Origin of the sequence: Candidatus Marimicrobium litorale (assembly GCF_026262645.1) — a bacterium.
GTDB classification, from domain to species: Bacteria; Pseudomonadota; Gammaproteobacteria; order Pseudomonadales; family Halieaceae; genus Marimicrobium; species Marimicrobium litorale.
This window is the reverse complement of the sequence record NZ_SHNO01000001.1, coordinates 1,735,345-1,750,440: the sequence shown is the minus strand read 5'-3', so window position 1 is coordinate 1,750,440 and position 15,096 is coordinate 1,735,345. Positions and strand designations below refer to the sequence as shown.

Annotated in this window: 14 protein-coding genes; 10 read left to right on the top strand and 4 right to left on the bottom strand. The window is 55.6% G+C overall.

From position 1 onward, the window contains the following. Nucleotides 1–6: 6 nt before the first annotated feature. Together EYC82_RS07750 and EYC82_RS07745 are read right to left on the bottom strand one after the other, a co-directional pair. Entirely contained in the window at nt 7–1,101 is a 1,095-nt protein-coding gene (locus EYC82_RS07750; RefSeq protein ID WP_279248969.1) for an acyl-CoA dehydrogenase family protein, read from the bottom strand. A gap of 139 nt (nt 1,102–1,240) precedes the next feature. Next, nucleotides 1,241–2,251, bottom strand: a complete 1,011-nt coding sequence (locus tag EYC82_RS07745; protein ID WP_279248968.1) for a tyrosine-protein phosphatase — start codon at nt 2,249–2,251, stop codon at nt 1,241–1,243. A 29-nt stretch (nt 2,252–2,280) separates the two neighbouring features. On the opposite strand from EYC82_RS07745, the gene EYC82_RS07740 reads away from it, so the two are divergent. Continuing rightward, complete coding sequence (locus EYC82_RS07740) at nt 2,281–3,048, top strand: substrate-binding periplasmic protein (RefSeq protein ID WP_279248967.1); 768 nt, start codon at nt 2,281–2,283, stop codon at nt 3,046–3,048. Between the two features lie 199 nt (nt 3,049–3,247). Here the strand turns inward: EYC82_RS07740 and EYC82_RS07735 are convergent, their stop codons facing one another. Together EYC82_RS07735 and EYC82_RS07730 are read right to left on the bottom strand one after the other, a co-directional pair. Then, on the bottom strand, nt 3,248–3,850 hold the full coding sequence (locus EYC82_RS07735) for a PepSY domain-containing protein (protein WP_279248966.1): 603 nt from the start codon (nt 3,848–3,850) through the stop codon (nt 3,248–3,250). Further along, complete coding sequence (locus EYC82_RS07730) at nt 3,851–6,100, bottom strand: fatty acid cis/trans isomerase (RefSeq protein WP_279248965.1); 2,250 nt, start codon at nt 6,098–6,100, stop codon at nt 3,851–3,853. 197 nt (nt 6,101–6,297) lie between these two features. On the opposite strand from EYC82_RS07730, the gene EYC82_RS07725 reads away from it, so the two are divergent. The 9 genes from EYC82_RS07725 (at nt 6,298) to EYC82_RS07685 (ending at nt 15,055) form a co-directional block, all read left to right on the top strand. Beyond that, nucleotides 6,298–6,651 carry a DsbA family protein gene (locus tag EYC82_RS07725; protein ID WP_279248964.1) on the top strand — a complete coding sequence of 118 codons (354 nt, stop codon included), beginning with the start codon at nt 6,298–6,300 and terminating at the stop codon, nt 6,649–6,651. A 10-nt stretch (nt 6,652–6,661) separates the two neighbouring features. Then, nucleotides 6,662–7,417 (top strand): enoyl-CoA hydratase/isomerase family protein, encoded by a 756-nt coding sequence (locus tag EYC82_RS07720; protein ID WP_279248963.1) that lies wholly within the window; start codon nt 6,662–6,664, stop codon nt 7,415–7,417. Between the two features lie 133 nt (nt 7,418–7,550). After that, the gene (locus tag EYC82_RS07715) at nt 7,551–9,011 is read left to right on the top strand and encodes a 3-oxoacyl-[acyl-carrier-protein] synthase III C-terminal domain-containing protein (protein WP_279248962.1); all 1,461 of its coding nucleotides are present in this window, start codon (nt 7,551–7,553) and stop codon (nt 9,009–9,011) included. A gap of 3 nt (nt 9,012–9,014) precedes the next feature. Continuing rightward, complete coding sequence (locus EYC82_RS07710) at nt 9,015–10,217, top strand: acetyl-CoA acetyltransferase (protein WP_279248961.1); 1,203 nt, start codon at nt 9,015–9,017, stop codon at nt 10,215–10,217. A 94-nt stretch (nt 10,218–10,311) separates the two neighbouring features. Then, a complete protein-coding gene (locus tag EYC82_RS07705; RefSeq protein WP_279248960.1) occupies nt 10,312–10,776 on the top strand; it encodes a MaoC family dehydratase in 465 nt (154 codons plus the stop codon). Next, the gene (locus tag EYC82_RS07700; protein ID WP_279248959.1) at nt 10,773–11,978 is read left to right on the top strand and encodes an acyl-CoA dehydrogenase family protein; all 1,206 of its coding nucleotides are present in this window, start codon (nt 10,773–10,775) and stop codon (nt 11,976–11,978) included. The genes EYC82_RS07705 and EYC82_RS07700 overlap by 4 nt, the downstream gene beginning before the upstream one ends. Before the next feature lie 74 nt (nt 11,979–12,052). Beyond that, nucleotides 12,053–12,850: an enoyl-CoA hydratase-related protein gene (locus EYC82_RS07695; RefSeq protein WP_279248958.1), complete on the top strand. Its 798-nt coding sequence runs from the start codon at nt 12,053–12,055 to the stop codon at nt 12,848–12,850. 15 nt (nt 12,851–12,865) lie between these two features. Continuing rightward, complete coding sequence (locus EYC82_RS07690; RefSeq protein ID WP_279248957.1) at nt 12,866–13,741, top strand: HpcH/HpaI aldolase/citrate lyase family protein; 876 nt, start codon at nt 12,866–12,868, stop codon at nt 13,739–13,741. A 21-nt stretch (nt 13,742–13,762) separates the two neighbouring features. Beyond that, nucleotides 13,763–15,055 carry a serine hydrolase domain-containing protein gene (locus tag EYC82_RS07685; RefSeq protein ID WP_279248956.1) on the top strand — a complete coding sequence of 431 codons (1,293 nt, stop codon included), beginning with the start codon at nt 13,763–13,765 and terminating at the stop codon, nt 15,053–15,055. The last annotated feature ends 41 nt before the right edge of the window (nt 15,056–15,096 follow it).

The following is a 15,096-nucleotide window of genomic DNA, read 5'->3' as shown; positions in this document are numbered from 1 at the left end:
GTCTCCTCAGGCGGCTTGCAGTAGTCGGGTGGTCAGTTTTTCCTTCCATGCTGGCAGCGCTCCAATCAGGGTTGATAGCAGCTGCGCACGCCGGTAGTACAAGTGGCAGTTGAACTCCCAGGTGAATCCCATGCCCCCGTGTGCCTGAATATTTTCTTTACTGATCAGGTAGTACGCATCGGTGGCACTCACCCGCGCGGTGGCAGCGGCCAGCGGCAGGTCGGGGGCATCACTGGCCAGAGCGCAGGCGCCATAGTAGGCATTGGCACGGGCGAGTTCGAGTGCGACATACATATCTGCAAACTTGTGCTTTATGGCCTGGAAGGAGGCAATGGCTCTGCCAAAAGCATAGCGATCCCTGGTATAGGCAATGCCCATGTCCAGTGCTGCCTGGCAGCCCCCAATCTGTTCGAATGCGAGTAGTACTGCCGCCTGGTCCAGCAGGGCAGTCAATGCCTCCTGTCCCGCGTCACCCAGTTGTTGGGCGGCGCAGTCGTTAAAGGTGAGGCGTGCCTGGGAGCGACTGGGGTCCATGCTGCTTACGACCTCGCGGTTCACTGACGCATCCGCGAGGTCAGTGATGTAAAGCCCCGTCGCACCGCCTGAATCTCGCGCGGTGAAGACGACAAAATCGGCAATGTCGCCATCGGGTACGGGCAGCTTGCAGCCATTGGCCCTGTGATTTTTTACTTCTGTGTTGAGCTGCGCGCTATTAATGCCTTCGCTGATGGCGAGAGTGCCTGTGAGTTCTCCGGAGGCGAGCCCGGGAAGGTAATGTGCGCGCTGCTCATCGCTACCGTAGCGCTTGATAGCCTCGGTCGCCAGGTACACGCTGGACGCGAAGGGCACTGGTGCCAGTGAGCGACCCATTTCTTCTGCAATGACGCACAGTTCGAGGTAGCCCAGCCCCAGGCCCCCGTGGGATTCCGGTATCGCGATGCCGGTCCAGCCGAGTTCGACAATTTTTTGCCATAGCGCCTGGTCACAGGGGTTTTCAGACAGTAACGCTGCACGCACGGTTTCGGCCGTGCATTCACGGCTCAGGAAGTTGCGCGCCTGATCCCGAATAAACAACTGATCCTCGGAAAATTCAAAATTCATCTCGGACTCCCTTTGCCTGAATGCCATTGACGTGATGTCGATAGCGACTTACACAGCTATGCTGACTGAGGCCGGATATTATAGGGAAACCCGATCTTTGTGTGGCTCAACAAATTGGACTAACGGCGTACTGATGTGCTCAGGCGGGGTCTGTGAGTAGCTGGTGTCGCATTTTTTCTACATCGGCGCGCGATAGATCCAGTCCCTCGCGCACGTAATTATCGAAGCTACCCCATGCGCTATCAATTTCGTCAAAAGCCGCCCTGATCCAGGCTTCCTCGACCCCCATCAGAACGCCAAGTTTGTCGGCGGCTTCTTCGCCCTTGAATACGCGCAGCAGCAGAAGTTGTGTCCTACGTGCGTTCAACGCGTGTTGCTTGCTGGCCATATAATCCTGTACCACGATTTCCTGAGGGACGCCCAGAATGCGCAGGAGTATGGCGGCCGCGAAACCGGCCCGGTCCTTGCCCGCACTACAATGCCAGAGTATGGGTGCGCCCTCTGCCTGTTGCAGCGTTCGCATGAATTCACGGTACTGGGGGGTAAAGGTTGTCGCGAACTGACGATTGGCTTCTATCATCATCCGGTTGGGCTGCATGTCGCCGAAGTCACCACTCTCAATGCGATCCATTATGTCCGCGACCATTTTATTGCCATCATCGAGGGTGGGAATCTCGACTATTGTAAAACCCGGGGGCTCTGGCAGTCGGTCCGGCTCTTCGGATTTTTCCGCGCCTGACCGGAAATCGACCATTGTAGAGAGGCCGAGTTGTGAAATACCTTCAATATCAGCATCGGTGGCGTGAGCGAGCGTGCCAGATCGGTATAAAACCCCCCATTTAATCTGGCGTCCATCCGTTGTTGGATAGCCACCGAGATCGCGGAAATTGGCGATCCTCTCGAAATTGAGTAAGCGGTTTTGCGCGCGCTCTGCGGCAGGTATCTCGGCAGGAATGCGTAGTTGTTCAGCAGGAAGGAATTGCATCAACAGCGTGGTCAGCAGCGCCGCAGCGATAAGAGAAAAAACTATTTTCTTTACGGGCAAGGGCCAACCGTCGAAGATTTGAACAGGTGACAAGAGCATAGCATTGGTAGCCAAAGGAGCAAGTTTTCTTGCGGCGGTTACCGTAGGGGGTTTATTCTTGATCAACAGAGGTCTATCCCAAGAGAGGATCGGGAATGTTTAAATACAGTGTGTCCAGATATGTCAGTGTTTTTGTTTTCATCCTGATCTTCGCCGGCAGTGTCCGGGCGGAACAGGACATTCGTCTATTGGCGAATACCTCGCCCCCTTATGCCGGCGCCGGTCTTCCTGATCAGGGGCTGGCCCTGGAATTGGTGCGGCATATATTTACGCGAACTGATTATACGCCGGAGATAACGATAGAAAATTGGTCTCGTGCCGTAGAGGGTGCGCGTATCGGCGTTTACGATGCGCTGGCCTCGGTCTGGTATTCGCCCGAGCGGGAACAGGATCTGTTGTTCAGCAAGCCTTACCTGGAAAGCGATCTCATTCTCCTCAAGCTGCGCTCGAATCGCCGGGCTTACACCAGTCTGGATGAGTTGGCTGGTGGTCGCCTCGGTGTGCGCAGGGACTACGCGTACGGTGTCGACTTTGATGGAATACCCAACCTGGTGCAGGTAGAAGAGGATCTTCTGGTGTCGAACCTGCTCAATCTCCTTGCCGGCAAGGTAGATTTTGTCATCGCGGATCAACGCACAGCGACTATGCAGTTGCACGAGCTGTTGAACGACAAGATTAATCAGGTGCAGGTCATGGGGATAGCATTGCCAGCGGTAAAGCGCCATATTGCGGCCGCACGTGCCTGGCCTGGCCACGAAGCCATGATAGCGGCCTTTGATCGGGCTTTAGTGAGTACTCAAAATGACGGATCTCTCCAGAGTATTATCACCAAGTGGAATGAGCGCTACGCCGACGTTAAGTGAGATTTTTGGTAGGGACCCAAAGCGCAAAAAGATAATGTGTGCCGGTGATGTGCAGAGATTCACACAAGCAGTGATTCGTCCGTGCCTGCATTATTTGAGGATGTTAGCGTTACAGTGTGCCTCCGGGGATGGGGCACTGGCGGGGCCACAACATGACTGTGCGTGGCTATTCCTACCCCTCTCGGCCCGCCCCGCTTTTCTATTTGCCTTTTTTCCCCAATAACAGGCCCAGGCCCGTGCCGAACAGGACGATGAGTAGGAACAGGCCCACTATGCCGAGTATCTTGTCGGGTTTCTTGCTGCCCAGCCATTGTAGATAATGGATTTTGTACAACAGGTCGATCAGCCGGGTATCCCGTCCTTGCTGTGCGAGTCGCATACGAGTCCAGTCCAGGGTGATCTCGATACCGGTATCGGTCGTTATTGAGCCATTGTTAAACGCACTAATTTTGCCATAGCGGTCAAGGTTAGCAGAGATGGCATCGCCGACAAGTCGCATAATATCCTGCTCGCTGGGGTAGGGCCTTTGTTTGCCCGTTGTCGGGTCAAGATGCTGCCACGTATGGGCTTGCCGAACCATGAGATGGTCTCCCAGAATCGTTCTGAACAGACGAACCTCGTTCCAGTGGGCCTTGGGTTTGACGGAGAGCGCGTCAGGCATGGGTTGGGTTTTCAGCAGCAGTGTCTCGTAGGCTTCGCCGTAGCCTGGCTTGGTCAGAAAAATGATGCCGGTGAGTGACCACAGCAGTATGGGTATTGCGACGGTGACAGCAACAATGCGATGCACTTTTGTCGCGGGCATTTACCGATTCTCGTAGCGATTCAGATCGAAGATGCCGGCTTCGCGCGGCGACTGTGTGCGGTATTGCGCATTCAGCTCATCAGATACCTTCCAGAAGCCCGGCTGGGTTCGACGTACGCCATACGTTGTAACGAGTTGGGCGTAATCGTCCTCGCTCTGCAAGGACGCGATAGCGTCCAGGAATTGCGTGAGCTCCTTATCCCCGACCTGGAAGAATGCATTGGGGTAGGCGCCGACAAATCCCTCAGTCACCGTGAGGTAGTCCTCCTGCGGAATACGTCGCTCCGCTTCCCTGAAAACCTCCGCGTTATTGGCGAAACTATTGTTGTGCACGATGGTGTAGACCTTTGGGGCTTGCTCGGCGGATATGACTTCAAGAAAAGACACTTCTGGCATATAACTGAACGCGGTGCTTTGTAAACTTTGCAGGTGGTCAAAGCGTCTATCTGTCACCTCGTATCGGCCCGTGTTGGCTACTTTAGTGCGATTGCGTAGCATATTCAGAAGTTCCCGCTTTGGGTTATCGGTCTCAAAAGTGATGCCGGTTGTCCTGTCTACGGCCACCGAATCTGTCATGACGAAACGGTTGGCTTCTTTTGTCGCTTCGCGGTACCAAAAATCACGCAGTATCAGTCGATGGTCGGGTGGCAGGAAGAAAAGGAAATTCTGCTCGCCTTCCATGCGCAGGAAGTCCATGTAGAGGCGGGTCTCCAGTTGGTGCGCTATATTACCGAACACATCGAAGCCTGCCACCAGCAAATAGTGGATGCGTTCCAACAGGGAGTAATCGATTACCCAGGTGGTGTTGGGTTGTTGACCAACAAACCCTTTTACTACCGATGCGCTATTGTTGTGGCGAAAAATTGTGAGGGCTGCGTTGTCATTCGTGCCGTCTCCATCCCAGATGAACCCCATGTCAAGTCTCATCCCCTCGGGGCCAAATGATTTCTTGATGTGGGCGAACTTGTCTTTCAAGAACTTGAGCTGTGACTGCGAGTATTTTCGCCACTCGATCATGGTAACCATAGCGCCGCGCTTGCGATCGGCGGGTAGTCGCAGATCGTTGCTAACCCTGGCCAGAAATTCTGCGCTTTCCAGGCCGGTCGGCCTGTCGGGATTGAGAAAGACCACCCAAAAGTGGTCGTCAATGACATTCAGGGCGACCTGACCTCGGCACACGGGTCCCTTGATGTAACCCATGATGGTGAAATGGGCTTCGTCCAGCATGAATCGATAGCGCGCGTTTTCCGGTAATTCGCGGAAAGTGATAAAGGGGTTTTCTGCATTCTGGCGCTCGTAGCCCGGCAAGGCCGTGACTGTGTAGTCCGGTGCCAGAAATAGTTCACGCCAGCGCGCCATGCGTGCGTCGTTCAGTGCATAGGGCATATGGCGCTTGGCGAGCAGCGCCGTGCGCAAAGGTTGCAGTCTGTAAAAAAATTCAGTGGTGCCTGGATCGTCGTACGGGCGTCTTGTGGCGATGATGTCGATGGGCTCGCCAGGCGGCGTTCGTGACCGCACGAGGTTGAAGTAGCGATCGTTTTCTTGTTGATCGGAGAAGTAAAGGTTGCCAATAAAAAGGTGCTCATACATGTAGCGTGCCATCAGGCGTTCTTTCAGGCTGTCGCCGTTAAAGAACGTTTCCCACTGCGTGATGGCGCTTTGCAGTGCCGGACTCGGTGGCTCAACCGCGACGCCCGGGGCGCCAGAGGCCAGCCATTGGGTCATGGTGCGATGGGAATCTTCATCCAGTGCGGGTAGACCATAGGGCATTCCCCAGAGCGGGTAGTCACGGGCAAACTTATCGAATTCATCGGGTTTGACGCATTGCTGTTTTCTGTCCAATCCCAGCGTGATGGCGTCCGGTAGCAGGTCACTCTGCGGCAGGGGGTGCGCTTGCTTCAGTTCCAGCATACGATTCAAGGTGCCCTTGTCAGGCGACGTATCATCGAGCACGGGGTAAAACCCGAGTTGTCGCCACTCCTCTATGGTCTGGGCATCTTCAAAGAGCCGGGTCGGCGTTGCGGCGGTCAGGCGGGTGCCGTCATAGACGATTTCCTTGCTGGCACCGCGTTCCGCGCCCGCGAAGGCATCCAGTTTTAATTGACAGGGGGCATCGTAGCAACCATGACAGACCATGCACCGCTGTTCGACGATAGTTTTCACGGCGCCTGGATAGGTAGTGTCTGTCGCTGCCGGACCGGAGGCCAGGGCGGTGAGAAGGAGTGAAAGTCTGAGCAGGAATGTTTTCATGGGTGAATTCTGGTGTCTTCTCTGCCCGAAAGCAAGGCTGCACAACTGCAGTTACGCGAAATCTGTCAGCCTTGACCTATAGGAGCTGCCTTGCCAAAGTGAAGGGCGAGTGACTGTCAATGATCGGCAGGCACTTCCAGGAGAGGGGGTTCAGGGGAATGATGATGCAATGCAGATGGACTGTTTGGGTGTGTGCTTTGTTATGGATGTCGGTGACCCCCGCTTTTGCCGAGGTGACGCAGGCACAGATTGACCAACTGCTAGCCGGGCAAAAAGCGATCCTGGACGAGCTTGCGCAAATCAGGCAACGGATTGAGCCAAAGAGCGTTGACGGTCGAGTCTCCGATACCGGTCGCGTAGCTCAGAGCCTCAATGCGGGTCAGATGTCAGGCATTAGCGGCACGCCGAGTTTCGTGATCGGTTACAGCGATGGAGATTCGGTCAAGAGTAAAAAATTGCTGCGCGGGGCCGTAGGGTTTTCCATTTTCCAGACTCATCTGGACGCCTTGTTAGACAACGATCTGCCCCGCGGATCTGGCGGTGGGGTATAAGTCGTCTCTTATGACCAGTGAACATCTAGTGTACGAGGCACACGGTGCGATTGCTCGCGTCACCTTGCGCGAGAGTGCAGGGCCTGCGGGGTCCACCGGTAATGTCTGGGCGGCGTTGCGGAGCGCCTTTGTGGCGATTGAAGCCAGTGACACAGTACGTGCGGCCCTGATCAGTGGTGCCGTTGGAGCTTTTGCCTTTGACCCGTCTCCCGAAGCCTCTGCTTTGCCGGATCGATTAGAAGGGGTCGGCGTGCAGGACGCGTTGTCTGTGCTGCGGATGAGTCGGGTGCCTGTGGTGGTGGCGTTGCGAGGTCGGGTATCGGGTGCGGGTGCGTTGTTGGGTTTCTCAGGCGACTGGATTGTGGTGGATGACGAGGTTGAATTCATGGCTCTCGATCAGGTGCTGCAGCAGGCAGCGGGTCTGAACCCCGGGTTCGTATTTTTGCCCGCACTGGACACGGCTGTGGTTTCCGCCTCTGCGGTGCTCAGTGGGGATGAAGCGGCACGACGGGGTCTTGTGACAGAGTGTGTTGAGAGCGGGGCAGCGCGGGAGCGTGCGGAAGCCATCGTCAAGCGCCTGGCGCAGGGGCCAACCCGCGCTCTGGCACTCACCAGGCAGTTGCTGGACGAGTCTGCTAACGCGGATTTTGAGGCTCAGTGCAGGCGCGAACTGGAGGTCAACCAGGTCTTGCGCACCAGCCGTGACAGCGCAGAGGGCGTGCAGGCTTTTCTGGAGAAGCGCCCGGCGCGCTTTCGCGGCGAGTAGGCGCGCTCTGCTCTTGGCGTGATAGCAAGAATATACTAAGCATGCTAAATTATAGCCTGCGATGTATTTAAGGCTGCTGTGATGGAGCGCCGCCTGATAGTCGGTTTATGCAGTAAGCGGGGAGTGACTGGTTATGCCTGTCGGTTTAATGGCGTTAGGGGCTTACTTGCCTCAGCGGCGCCTGCAGCGCAAGGTGATTGCGGCTGCGCACAGCTGGTTTGAGCCCTCGCTAACAGGGCTGGGACAGGGCGAGCGCACCATGGCGTCTTGGGATGAAGATACCATCACTCTGGCGGTAGAAGCCGCCCGTGCCTGCCTGCGCAATCGCGACAGGGCCGGTGTTAATGCTCTGTACATCGGTTCTACCAGTTTTCCTTTTCTCGACCGTCAGAATGCTGCGCTGGCGGGTGAGGCCATTGGCCTGAGACGCGATCTACAAACGTTTGATCTGGCGGGTTCGCGTAAAGCGGGTACGTCGGCACTGCTTGCAGCGTTGAAAGCGGCAGAGCAGGGTGAGCAGGGCCTGGTGGTTGCAGCCGATAAGCGGCGCACCAAAGCGGCGTCAACGGCCGAAATGAACTACGGTGATGGCGCGGCGGCGATGCTGGTGGGCGAGGGTGAATGTATTGCCGAACTGGTTGGTGCGCACACGCTCAGTGTCGATTTTATCGATCATTTCAGAACCGCCGAGTCAGAGTTTGATTACCAGTGGGAGGCGCGTTGGGTGCGCGATGAGGGCCTGATGAAAATCGTGCCCGAAGCGGTATCTGCCATTCTGGGGGGCAGCGGTAAAGACGTGGGTGATATCGCTCATTTTTGTTGCCCTATTGGCAATAGTCGGGAACAGCAGGCTCTGGCGAGTAAGCTAGGTATCACCGCGGATGCACTGGTAGACAACCTCCACAGCAACTGTGGTAATACCGGCGCAGCCCACCCGCTTCTGATGTTGGCCGGGGCGCTGGAGCGCGCACAACCGGGCGAGCTGATACTGCTGGTTGGTTTCGGTCAGGGCTGCGATACGATTTTATTGCGGGCGACTGCGGCGCTGGTGCATCAGCGCGCCAGCGCACAGGGTCTTCAGGCCTGCCTCGACAATCGGTTGGAAGAGGAGAACTACTTCAAGTTTCTGGCCTTCAATGGCTTGATGACCATGGAACATGGGATTCGGGCAGAAACTGACAAGAATACGGGTTTGACAACCGCCTATCGCAATCGGGCGCTGACCACGAGTTTCATCGGGGGTAAGTGCAGAGACTGCGGCACGGCGCAAATTCCGGCCGCCCCGATCTGTGTAAACCCAACGTGTGCAGCAGTGGATTCGCAGGATGAGCACCCGTTTGCAGACGCATCCGCGGTGTTGCGGTCTTATACCTCGGATAGGCTGACCTATTCCCCAAGCCCGCCAGCGTGGTACGGGATGGTGCAGTTTGAGGAGGGCGGCCGAATCATGATTGACTTTACCGACGTACAGGCTGAGCGAGGCCTCGAGGTCGGAATGCCCATGCGCATGGTTTTCCGGGTAAGGGATTACGATCACAAACGGGGTTTCCGCCGCTACTACTGGAAGGCGGCGCCGGTGTATTCAGGAGAGTAAGTCATGGCCAAGGGAATCAGAGACAAGGTCGCCATCCTCGGCATGGGCTGTTCTCGCTTCGGGGAGCGCTGGGATTCGAACGCCGAGGACCTGATGGTAGAAGCCTATACCGAAGCGCTGTCTGATGCGGGCATTGGCACAGATGACATTGAAGCGGCCTGGTTATCGACGGCTCTGGACGAGCAGCACGTAGGTAAGTCGGCGGTACCAGTGGCTTCAGCGCTGCGGCTGCCTTATATACCGGCCACACGTGTTGAAAATTATTGTGCCAGTGGTACCGAATCCTTTCGTGGCGCAGTGTACGCAGTGGCCGCTGGTGCCTGTGATATCGCTCTTGCCATCGGCGTAGAAAAGCTCAAGGACACCGGCTATGGCGGTTTGCCTCAGCGAACCCGCGGAACAGTCAATGACCTCTACTGGCCCAATGTGTCGGCGCCGGGGTCCTTTGCGCAGCTTGCATCAGCCTATACCAACAAACACAAAATGGATAAGGGAGACCTGAAACGGGCAATGGGTCATGTTTCGGTTAAAAGTCATGACAACGGGCTGCTGAACCCGAAAGCGCATCTACGGCGTAAAATTGATATAGACACAGTGATCAATGCCTCTATGATTGCTGAGCCGTTGGGTTTGTACGATTGTTGTGGTGTCAGTGACGGTTCTGCGTGTGCCATTGTGACGACTCCGGAGATTGCGCGGTCTCTTGGTAAAAAGGATCTTATTACAGTGAAGGCGCTGCAGTTGTCAGTATCGAATGGTCGAGAATTATCCTACAACGAATGGGATGGTAGTTATTTTCACACTACACGGGTTGCTGCCAGGAAAGCCTATCAGGAAGCCGGCATCACCGACCCGCGAAAGCAAGTGAGTATGATAGAGGTACACGACTGTTTTTCTGTGACTGAATTGATCACCATGGAGGATCTTTTTATCTCCGAGGAGGGAAGGGCGTCGCACGATATTTTGGACGGCTTTTACGATGCTGATGGCGCGTTGCCCTGTCAAATCGACGGCGGGCTTAAATGCTTTGGTCACCCGATAGGAGCCACCGGTTTGCGCATGCTCTACGAAATGTACCTGCAGTTAAATGGTCGTGCCGGAAAGCGCCAGATCAGTGATCCAGTATTTGGGCTGACGCACAATCTGGGCGGGTTTCCCTCCCAGAATGTATCGTCGGTTACAATCGTCGGCAGGGAAGGCGCCTGAGTAGCATGCGTCTTGCCCCCGCCCGTTTTATAGTGCACAAGCTCGACAGATACCGATTGCCGGGCGCGAAGTAAAAGTGGAGGTTTGATTAGCGATGGCAGGTTTGTGGTATGAAGAATTGAAAGAGGGCATGGTGTTCGAGCATGAGCTCTCACGAACGGTCACCGAAGCCGACAATATGTGGTTTTGTAATGCGACTTTGAACCCTCAGCCTCTGCATATTGATTATCATCATGCGGCACAGACCGAGTTTGGCAAGCCGTTGGTGAACAGCCTGTTCACCCTCGGCCTGGTTATTGGTATGACGGTGACAGACACGACGCTGGGAACAACGGTTGCCAACTTGGGCATGACAAACACTACATTTCCTGCGCCGGTATTTTTTGGGGATACTGTGCGTACCCGCACGACCGTGGTCAGCAGGCGCGACAGTAGCAGTCGTCCAAGTCAGGGTATCGTCAATTTCAAACATGAGGGTCTCAATCAGGACGGCGTGGTGGTATGCATTTGTGAGCGCGCAGCCCTGATGCATTGCAAACCGAAAGGAGGTGAAGCATGAATCAGTCACTGACAGAGCTGGGCATGGGTGCAAATACATTTTTTGACCAGGATGAAAACCTGCTGGCTATTCGCGAAGGTGTTAGTAAGGTCTGCCAGCAATTCCCTGATAAATACTGGCGCGACAGGGACGAGGACGGTCACTTTCCCCATGAGTTTCATCGGGCCATGGCCGAGGGTGGCTGGTTGGGAATTACCATGCCGGAAGAATTTGGCGGTCAGAACCTCGGCGTGTCCGAAGCAGCGATGATGATGCACACGGTCGGCAATGGTGGTGGCGGGATGGCTGCCGCGTCGACTATACAGATTAATTTGTTTGGGCCGCATCCTATTTTGTTGTTCGGCACCGATGAGCAAAAGAAGCTCTGGGTGCCCGATCTGGTGCAGGGTAAAGATAAAGTCGCCTTTGGTGTCACTGAGCCCAATGCCGGTCTGGACACAAGCCGAATTACGACCTTTGCCGAGAAAGTGGAAGGTGGTTGGAAGGTCAATGGCCGTAAGATGTGGACAACCACGGGGCAAGTGGCGACCAAGTACCTGCTGCTCTGCAGGACCACCAAGCGGGAGGACTGCGAAAAGCGTTCCGATGGGATTACCCTTTTCTATACAGATTTCGATCGCGACAAGATGGAAGTACAGCGTATTCCAAAAATGGCACGCAAGGCAGTGGATTCCAACATGGTGTTCATCGACGACCTTTTCATTCCCGACAGCGATTTGATCGGCGAGGTGGGCAAGGGGTTTCGCTATATTCTCACGGCGATGAATGCCGAGCGCGTAATTATCGGCTCCGTGGCGGTAGGGTTGGGAATGGATGCTTTGAGTCGTGCAGCGGACTACGCTCAGGAGCGTGAAGTATTCGGCCGTGCTATCGGCATGAACCAGGGTATCCAGCATCCTCTGGCCCAAAACTGGATGCAGCTGGAATCCGCGTGGCTGATGTGTCAGAAGGCAGCACGGATGTACGATGCGGGCGAATCTTGTGGTGCAGAGGCGAATGCGGCTAAGTTTCTCGGCGCTGAAGCGGGTTTCAAGGCCGCGGAGCGCGCAGTTCTTACTCATGGTGGGATGGGTGTGGCAAAAGAGTACAACGTGGAGCGCCTGTTCCGGGAATCCATGATTATGCGGATTGCCCCTATTTCAGAGCAGATGATTCTGAACTTTATCGGGGAGCATGTGCTGGGTATGCCCAAGTCTTACTGACGGGGCGATACTCGTCACCATCGCGGTATCTCGTTGCCTCAACATTCTGGCGCAATGCAGAAGGAGCAAGAACAGTGACTGATCAGCTGCAGGTAAAGGTCTCTGAAGGCGTGGCCAGAGTGACTTTCAACCGGCCCAAGGCGCGTAATGCGTTGTCGCAGGAAATGCGCACCGCATTGGTTGATACCATGATCGATTTTGGCCAGGACGACAGTATTCGCTGCATTGTTATAGCGGGCGCGGGTGACAACTTCATGGCGGGGGGTGATGTGAAAAATTTCGCTGAACTGGCGAAGTTATCCAAGGAGGAGCGCTACAACCATTTCCTCAAGCGCATACACGTCACTCAGCCCTTGTTGCTAGCGCTGCGTGAGATGAAAAAGCCAGTGGTCGGCGTGGTTCAGGGTGCCGCGGTAGGATTCGGTTTTTCACTCGCTATGGCCTGCGACCTTGTCATTGCTTCCCACGACGCGCGTTTTGCCTGCTCTTATATTGGAATCGGAACGTGCCCCGACGGCTCTGGTTCCTATTACCTTCCTAAACTGGTGGGTGTGAAACGTGCTATGGAGATCGCCTTGCTGGGAGACTTTATCGATGCGTCTACCGCGCAATCCATGGGGCTGGTAAACCGTGTCGCTGAGGAGGGTCAGCTCGAGGCGGTATCGGAAGAGATTATCGGACGCCTGGCAAGTGGTCCGACAGTGGGTATCGGCAATACCAAACAGTTGATTTACGCTGCGGACGATAACAGTCTGGCGACGCAGTTGGCCATGGAGGCGCGCGGTTTTGCTGAGTGTGCTGCGACCGAGGACTGGGCAGAAGGCGTGACTGCCTTCACCGAAAAGCGCAAGCCGCAGTTCCGTGGCTGCTAGACGACAGGAGTAGACATGGTGAACCGGTCATGGATGTTCATACCCGGAGACAGTGACAAGAAGCTAGGCAAGGCTTTGAGTGTCGGAGCCGATGCCCTGATTCTTGATCTTGAAGATTCCGTTGCTGAAGGCAGCAAGGCTGACGCCCGTGCGCGGGTGGGTGAGTATCTTGCCGCACAAAGTGGTGCATCTGGCAGTGAACTCTGGGTGCGGGTAAACGCGCTGGATACGCCCCATACGCTGGCAGACCTGGTGGCCGTTATGCCGGGAGCCCCTGCGGGGATTTTCTTGCCCAAACCTTCCCATGGTAATGATGTTCGCCGCCTGGATCACTATCTTTGCGCGCTGGAACAGCAAAATAGCCTGACAAAAGGCAGTACGCGGATTATGAGTCTCGCCGAGTCTGCTCTGGGTATGATTAATCTGGGTAGTTTTCTCGGTGTATCGGAGCGTCTGTCAGCAATAACCTGGGGCGCTGAGGATATGGCAACGGACCTTGGGGCCACCACCAATACGGATGGCAGCGGCAAGCATTTTTTAGTGCACCAGCTCAGTCGTACAAGCGCCCTTGCAGTGGGCGCTGCGGGCAACTTTCAACCAGTGGACGGGGTCTATCTGGACTTTCGGGATGAAAGCGGCCTGCGGCAGGAGTCGGTGTGCGCGCGCAGAGAGGGCTTCAGTGGCAAAATGGCTATACATCCGGCCCAGGTCGCCGTGATAAATGAGTGTTTCACTCCCAGCGAGGATGAGATAGCGCATGCACGGCGCGTAGTGCAGGCTTTCGCGGACAGTGATGGAGCAGGCACTATCGGGCTCGATGGAAAAATGTTGGACATTCCGCATCTGAAGCAGGCTAAACGCTTGTTGTTAACGGTAGAGCGCGACTTCTGAACTCATCAGGATAGGTTAAACATGGCAAAACGCAGCGATCAACAACCCTTGGTGCACGGCGAGACGGCCCCGGCCTTTGATCGGGTAAGGAGCCTCTTCGAGCACAATATGCGAACCCTCGCCGAGGAAAATGCGCAGTTGTGTGTCTATCACCGGGGCAGGAAAGTCGTCGATCTGTGGGCGACTCATCCCGACACGCCGCAATTTTCTGGCGACTCGTTGGTAAATATTTTCAGCAGTGGAAAAAGCCTGGAGTCGATTGCGATTGCCTCTCTTGTCGGAAAGGGGTTACTTGATTATGAAGCCCCCGTCAGTAAGTATTGGCCTGCCTTTGTCGGTGGTGGCAAGGAGTCTGTGCGGGTGGCGGATTTAATGCGTCACGAAGCTGGCCTGGTCAATTTTAGCCGCTCGATCAATACGACCGATTTGCTGACGCCGAATATAAAGCAAAATCGGGTGGGCGAAATCATCGAGCAAGAAGTGCAACGGTTTGCAACTGGCGGATCATCTCGACGCGAGTATCACGCCATGACCCGCGGCTGGATAGCGAATGAGCTGTACCGTCGCGTCGACCCTGCAGGTCGCACCATCGGGGAGTACCTGCGAGAGGACCTGTCAGATACGCTGGGCGTGGATATTTTCATCGGCCTGGAGGAGGCGCAGCTCGAGCAGGTGGCGCCGGTTCGACTGCTTGATCCGAAAACGCACCTATTTCAAAGCCTCAAGCCGCGTCTGTTCGGTCGTCGTGTCCAACACAATCTGTTCCAGTTGATCGCGCGGGTGTGGCGGCCGCTCTGGGCGTTGCGCAAGGCGAGGGGTGCCGGTGCCCAACCGGCTCCCGTCGAGGGTATGAGGAACATCGATATTTTTAATGAAGCAGGCATGATGCAGGGTGAAACGCCGTCGGCGAATACCCATGCCAACGCGCGCAGCCTGGCCAAAGTCGCAGCAATAATGGCCTCCGGTGGAGAATTGGATGGGGATCGCTGTCTCGATAGAGCGGGCTGGTCTGCCCTGCACGACCATCCTCTCCCTGCAGAGATGGGCAACTTTATGCCCACCCGCTTCACTCAGGGAGGGGTAGATAGTTTTTTGCCGCTCACTGAAAAAAGCTCCATGCTGGAGAAAGCATTCAACGGCGGTCGGGAGGGTTTCTACGGCTGGATGGGGCTGGGCGGCTCAATTTTTCAATGGCATCCGGAGCATGAAATCGGTTTAGCGTTTGTACCGACGTCATTGCACCTGCTGGACCTCCTGAATGAGCGCGGAAAGTTCTACCAGGCCGAAGTCCTGCGTTGTATCGACGCTGCATAAGGATTTATCGGTTTTGAATAACGCCACCTGGCGCTGCTTCG

Bases quoted from the DNA above. Each gene is read 5' to 3' on its own strand.
- EYC82_RS07750 (WP_279248969.1), bottom strand. From the start codon at position 1,101: ATGAATTTTGAATTTTCCGAGGATCAGTTGTTTATTCGGGATCAGGCG.
- EYC82_RS07740 (WP_279248967.1), top strand. From the start codon at position 2,281: ATGTTTAAATACAGTGTGTCCAGATATGTCAGTGTTTTTGTTTTCATC.
- EYC82_RS07735 (WP_279248966.1), bottom strand. From the start codon at position 3,850: ATGCCCGCGACAAAAGTGCATCGCATTGTTGCTGTCACCGTCGCAATA.
- EYC82_RS07730 (WP_279248965.1), bottom strand. From the start codon at position 6,100: ATGAAAACATTCCTGCTCAGACTTTCACTCCTTCTCACCGCCCTGGCC.
- EYC82_RS07720 (WP_279248963.1), top strand. From the start codon at position 6,662: ATGACCAGTGAACATCTAGTGTACGAGGCACACGGTGCGATTGCTCGC.
- EYC82_RS07715 (WP_279248962.1), top strand. From the start codon at position 7,551: ATGCCTGTCGGTTTAATGGCGTTAGGGGCTTACTTGCCTCAGCGGCGC.
- EYC82_RS07710 (WP_279248961.1), top strand. From the start codon at position 9,015: ATGGCCAAGGGAATCAGAGACAAGGTCGCCATCCTCGGCATGGGCTGT.
- EYC82_RS07705 (WP_279248960.1), top strand. From the start codon at position 10,312: ATGGCAGGTTTGTGGTATGAAGAATTGAAAGAGGGCATGGTGTTCGAG.
- EYC82_RS07700 (WP_279248959.1), top strand. From the start codon at position 10,773: ATGAATCAGTCACTGACAGAGCTGGGCATGGGTGCAAATACATTTTTT.
- EYC82_RS07690 (WP_279248957.1), top strand. From the start codon at position 12,866: ATGGTGAACCGGTCATGGATGTTCATACCCGGAGACAGTGACAAGAAG.
- EYC82_RS07685 (WP_279248956.1), top strand. From the start codon at position 13,763: ATGGCAAAACGCAGCGATCAACAACCCTTGGTGCACGGCGAGACGGCC.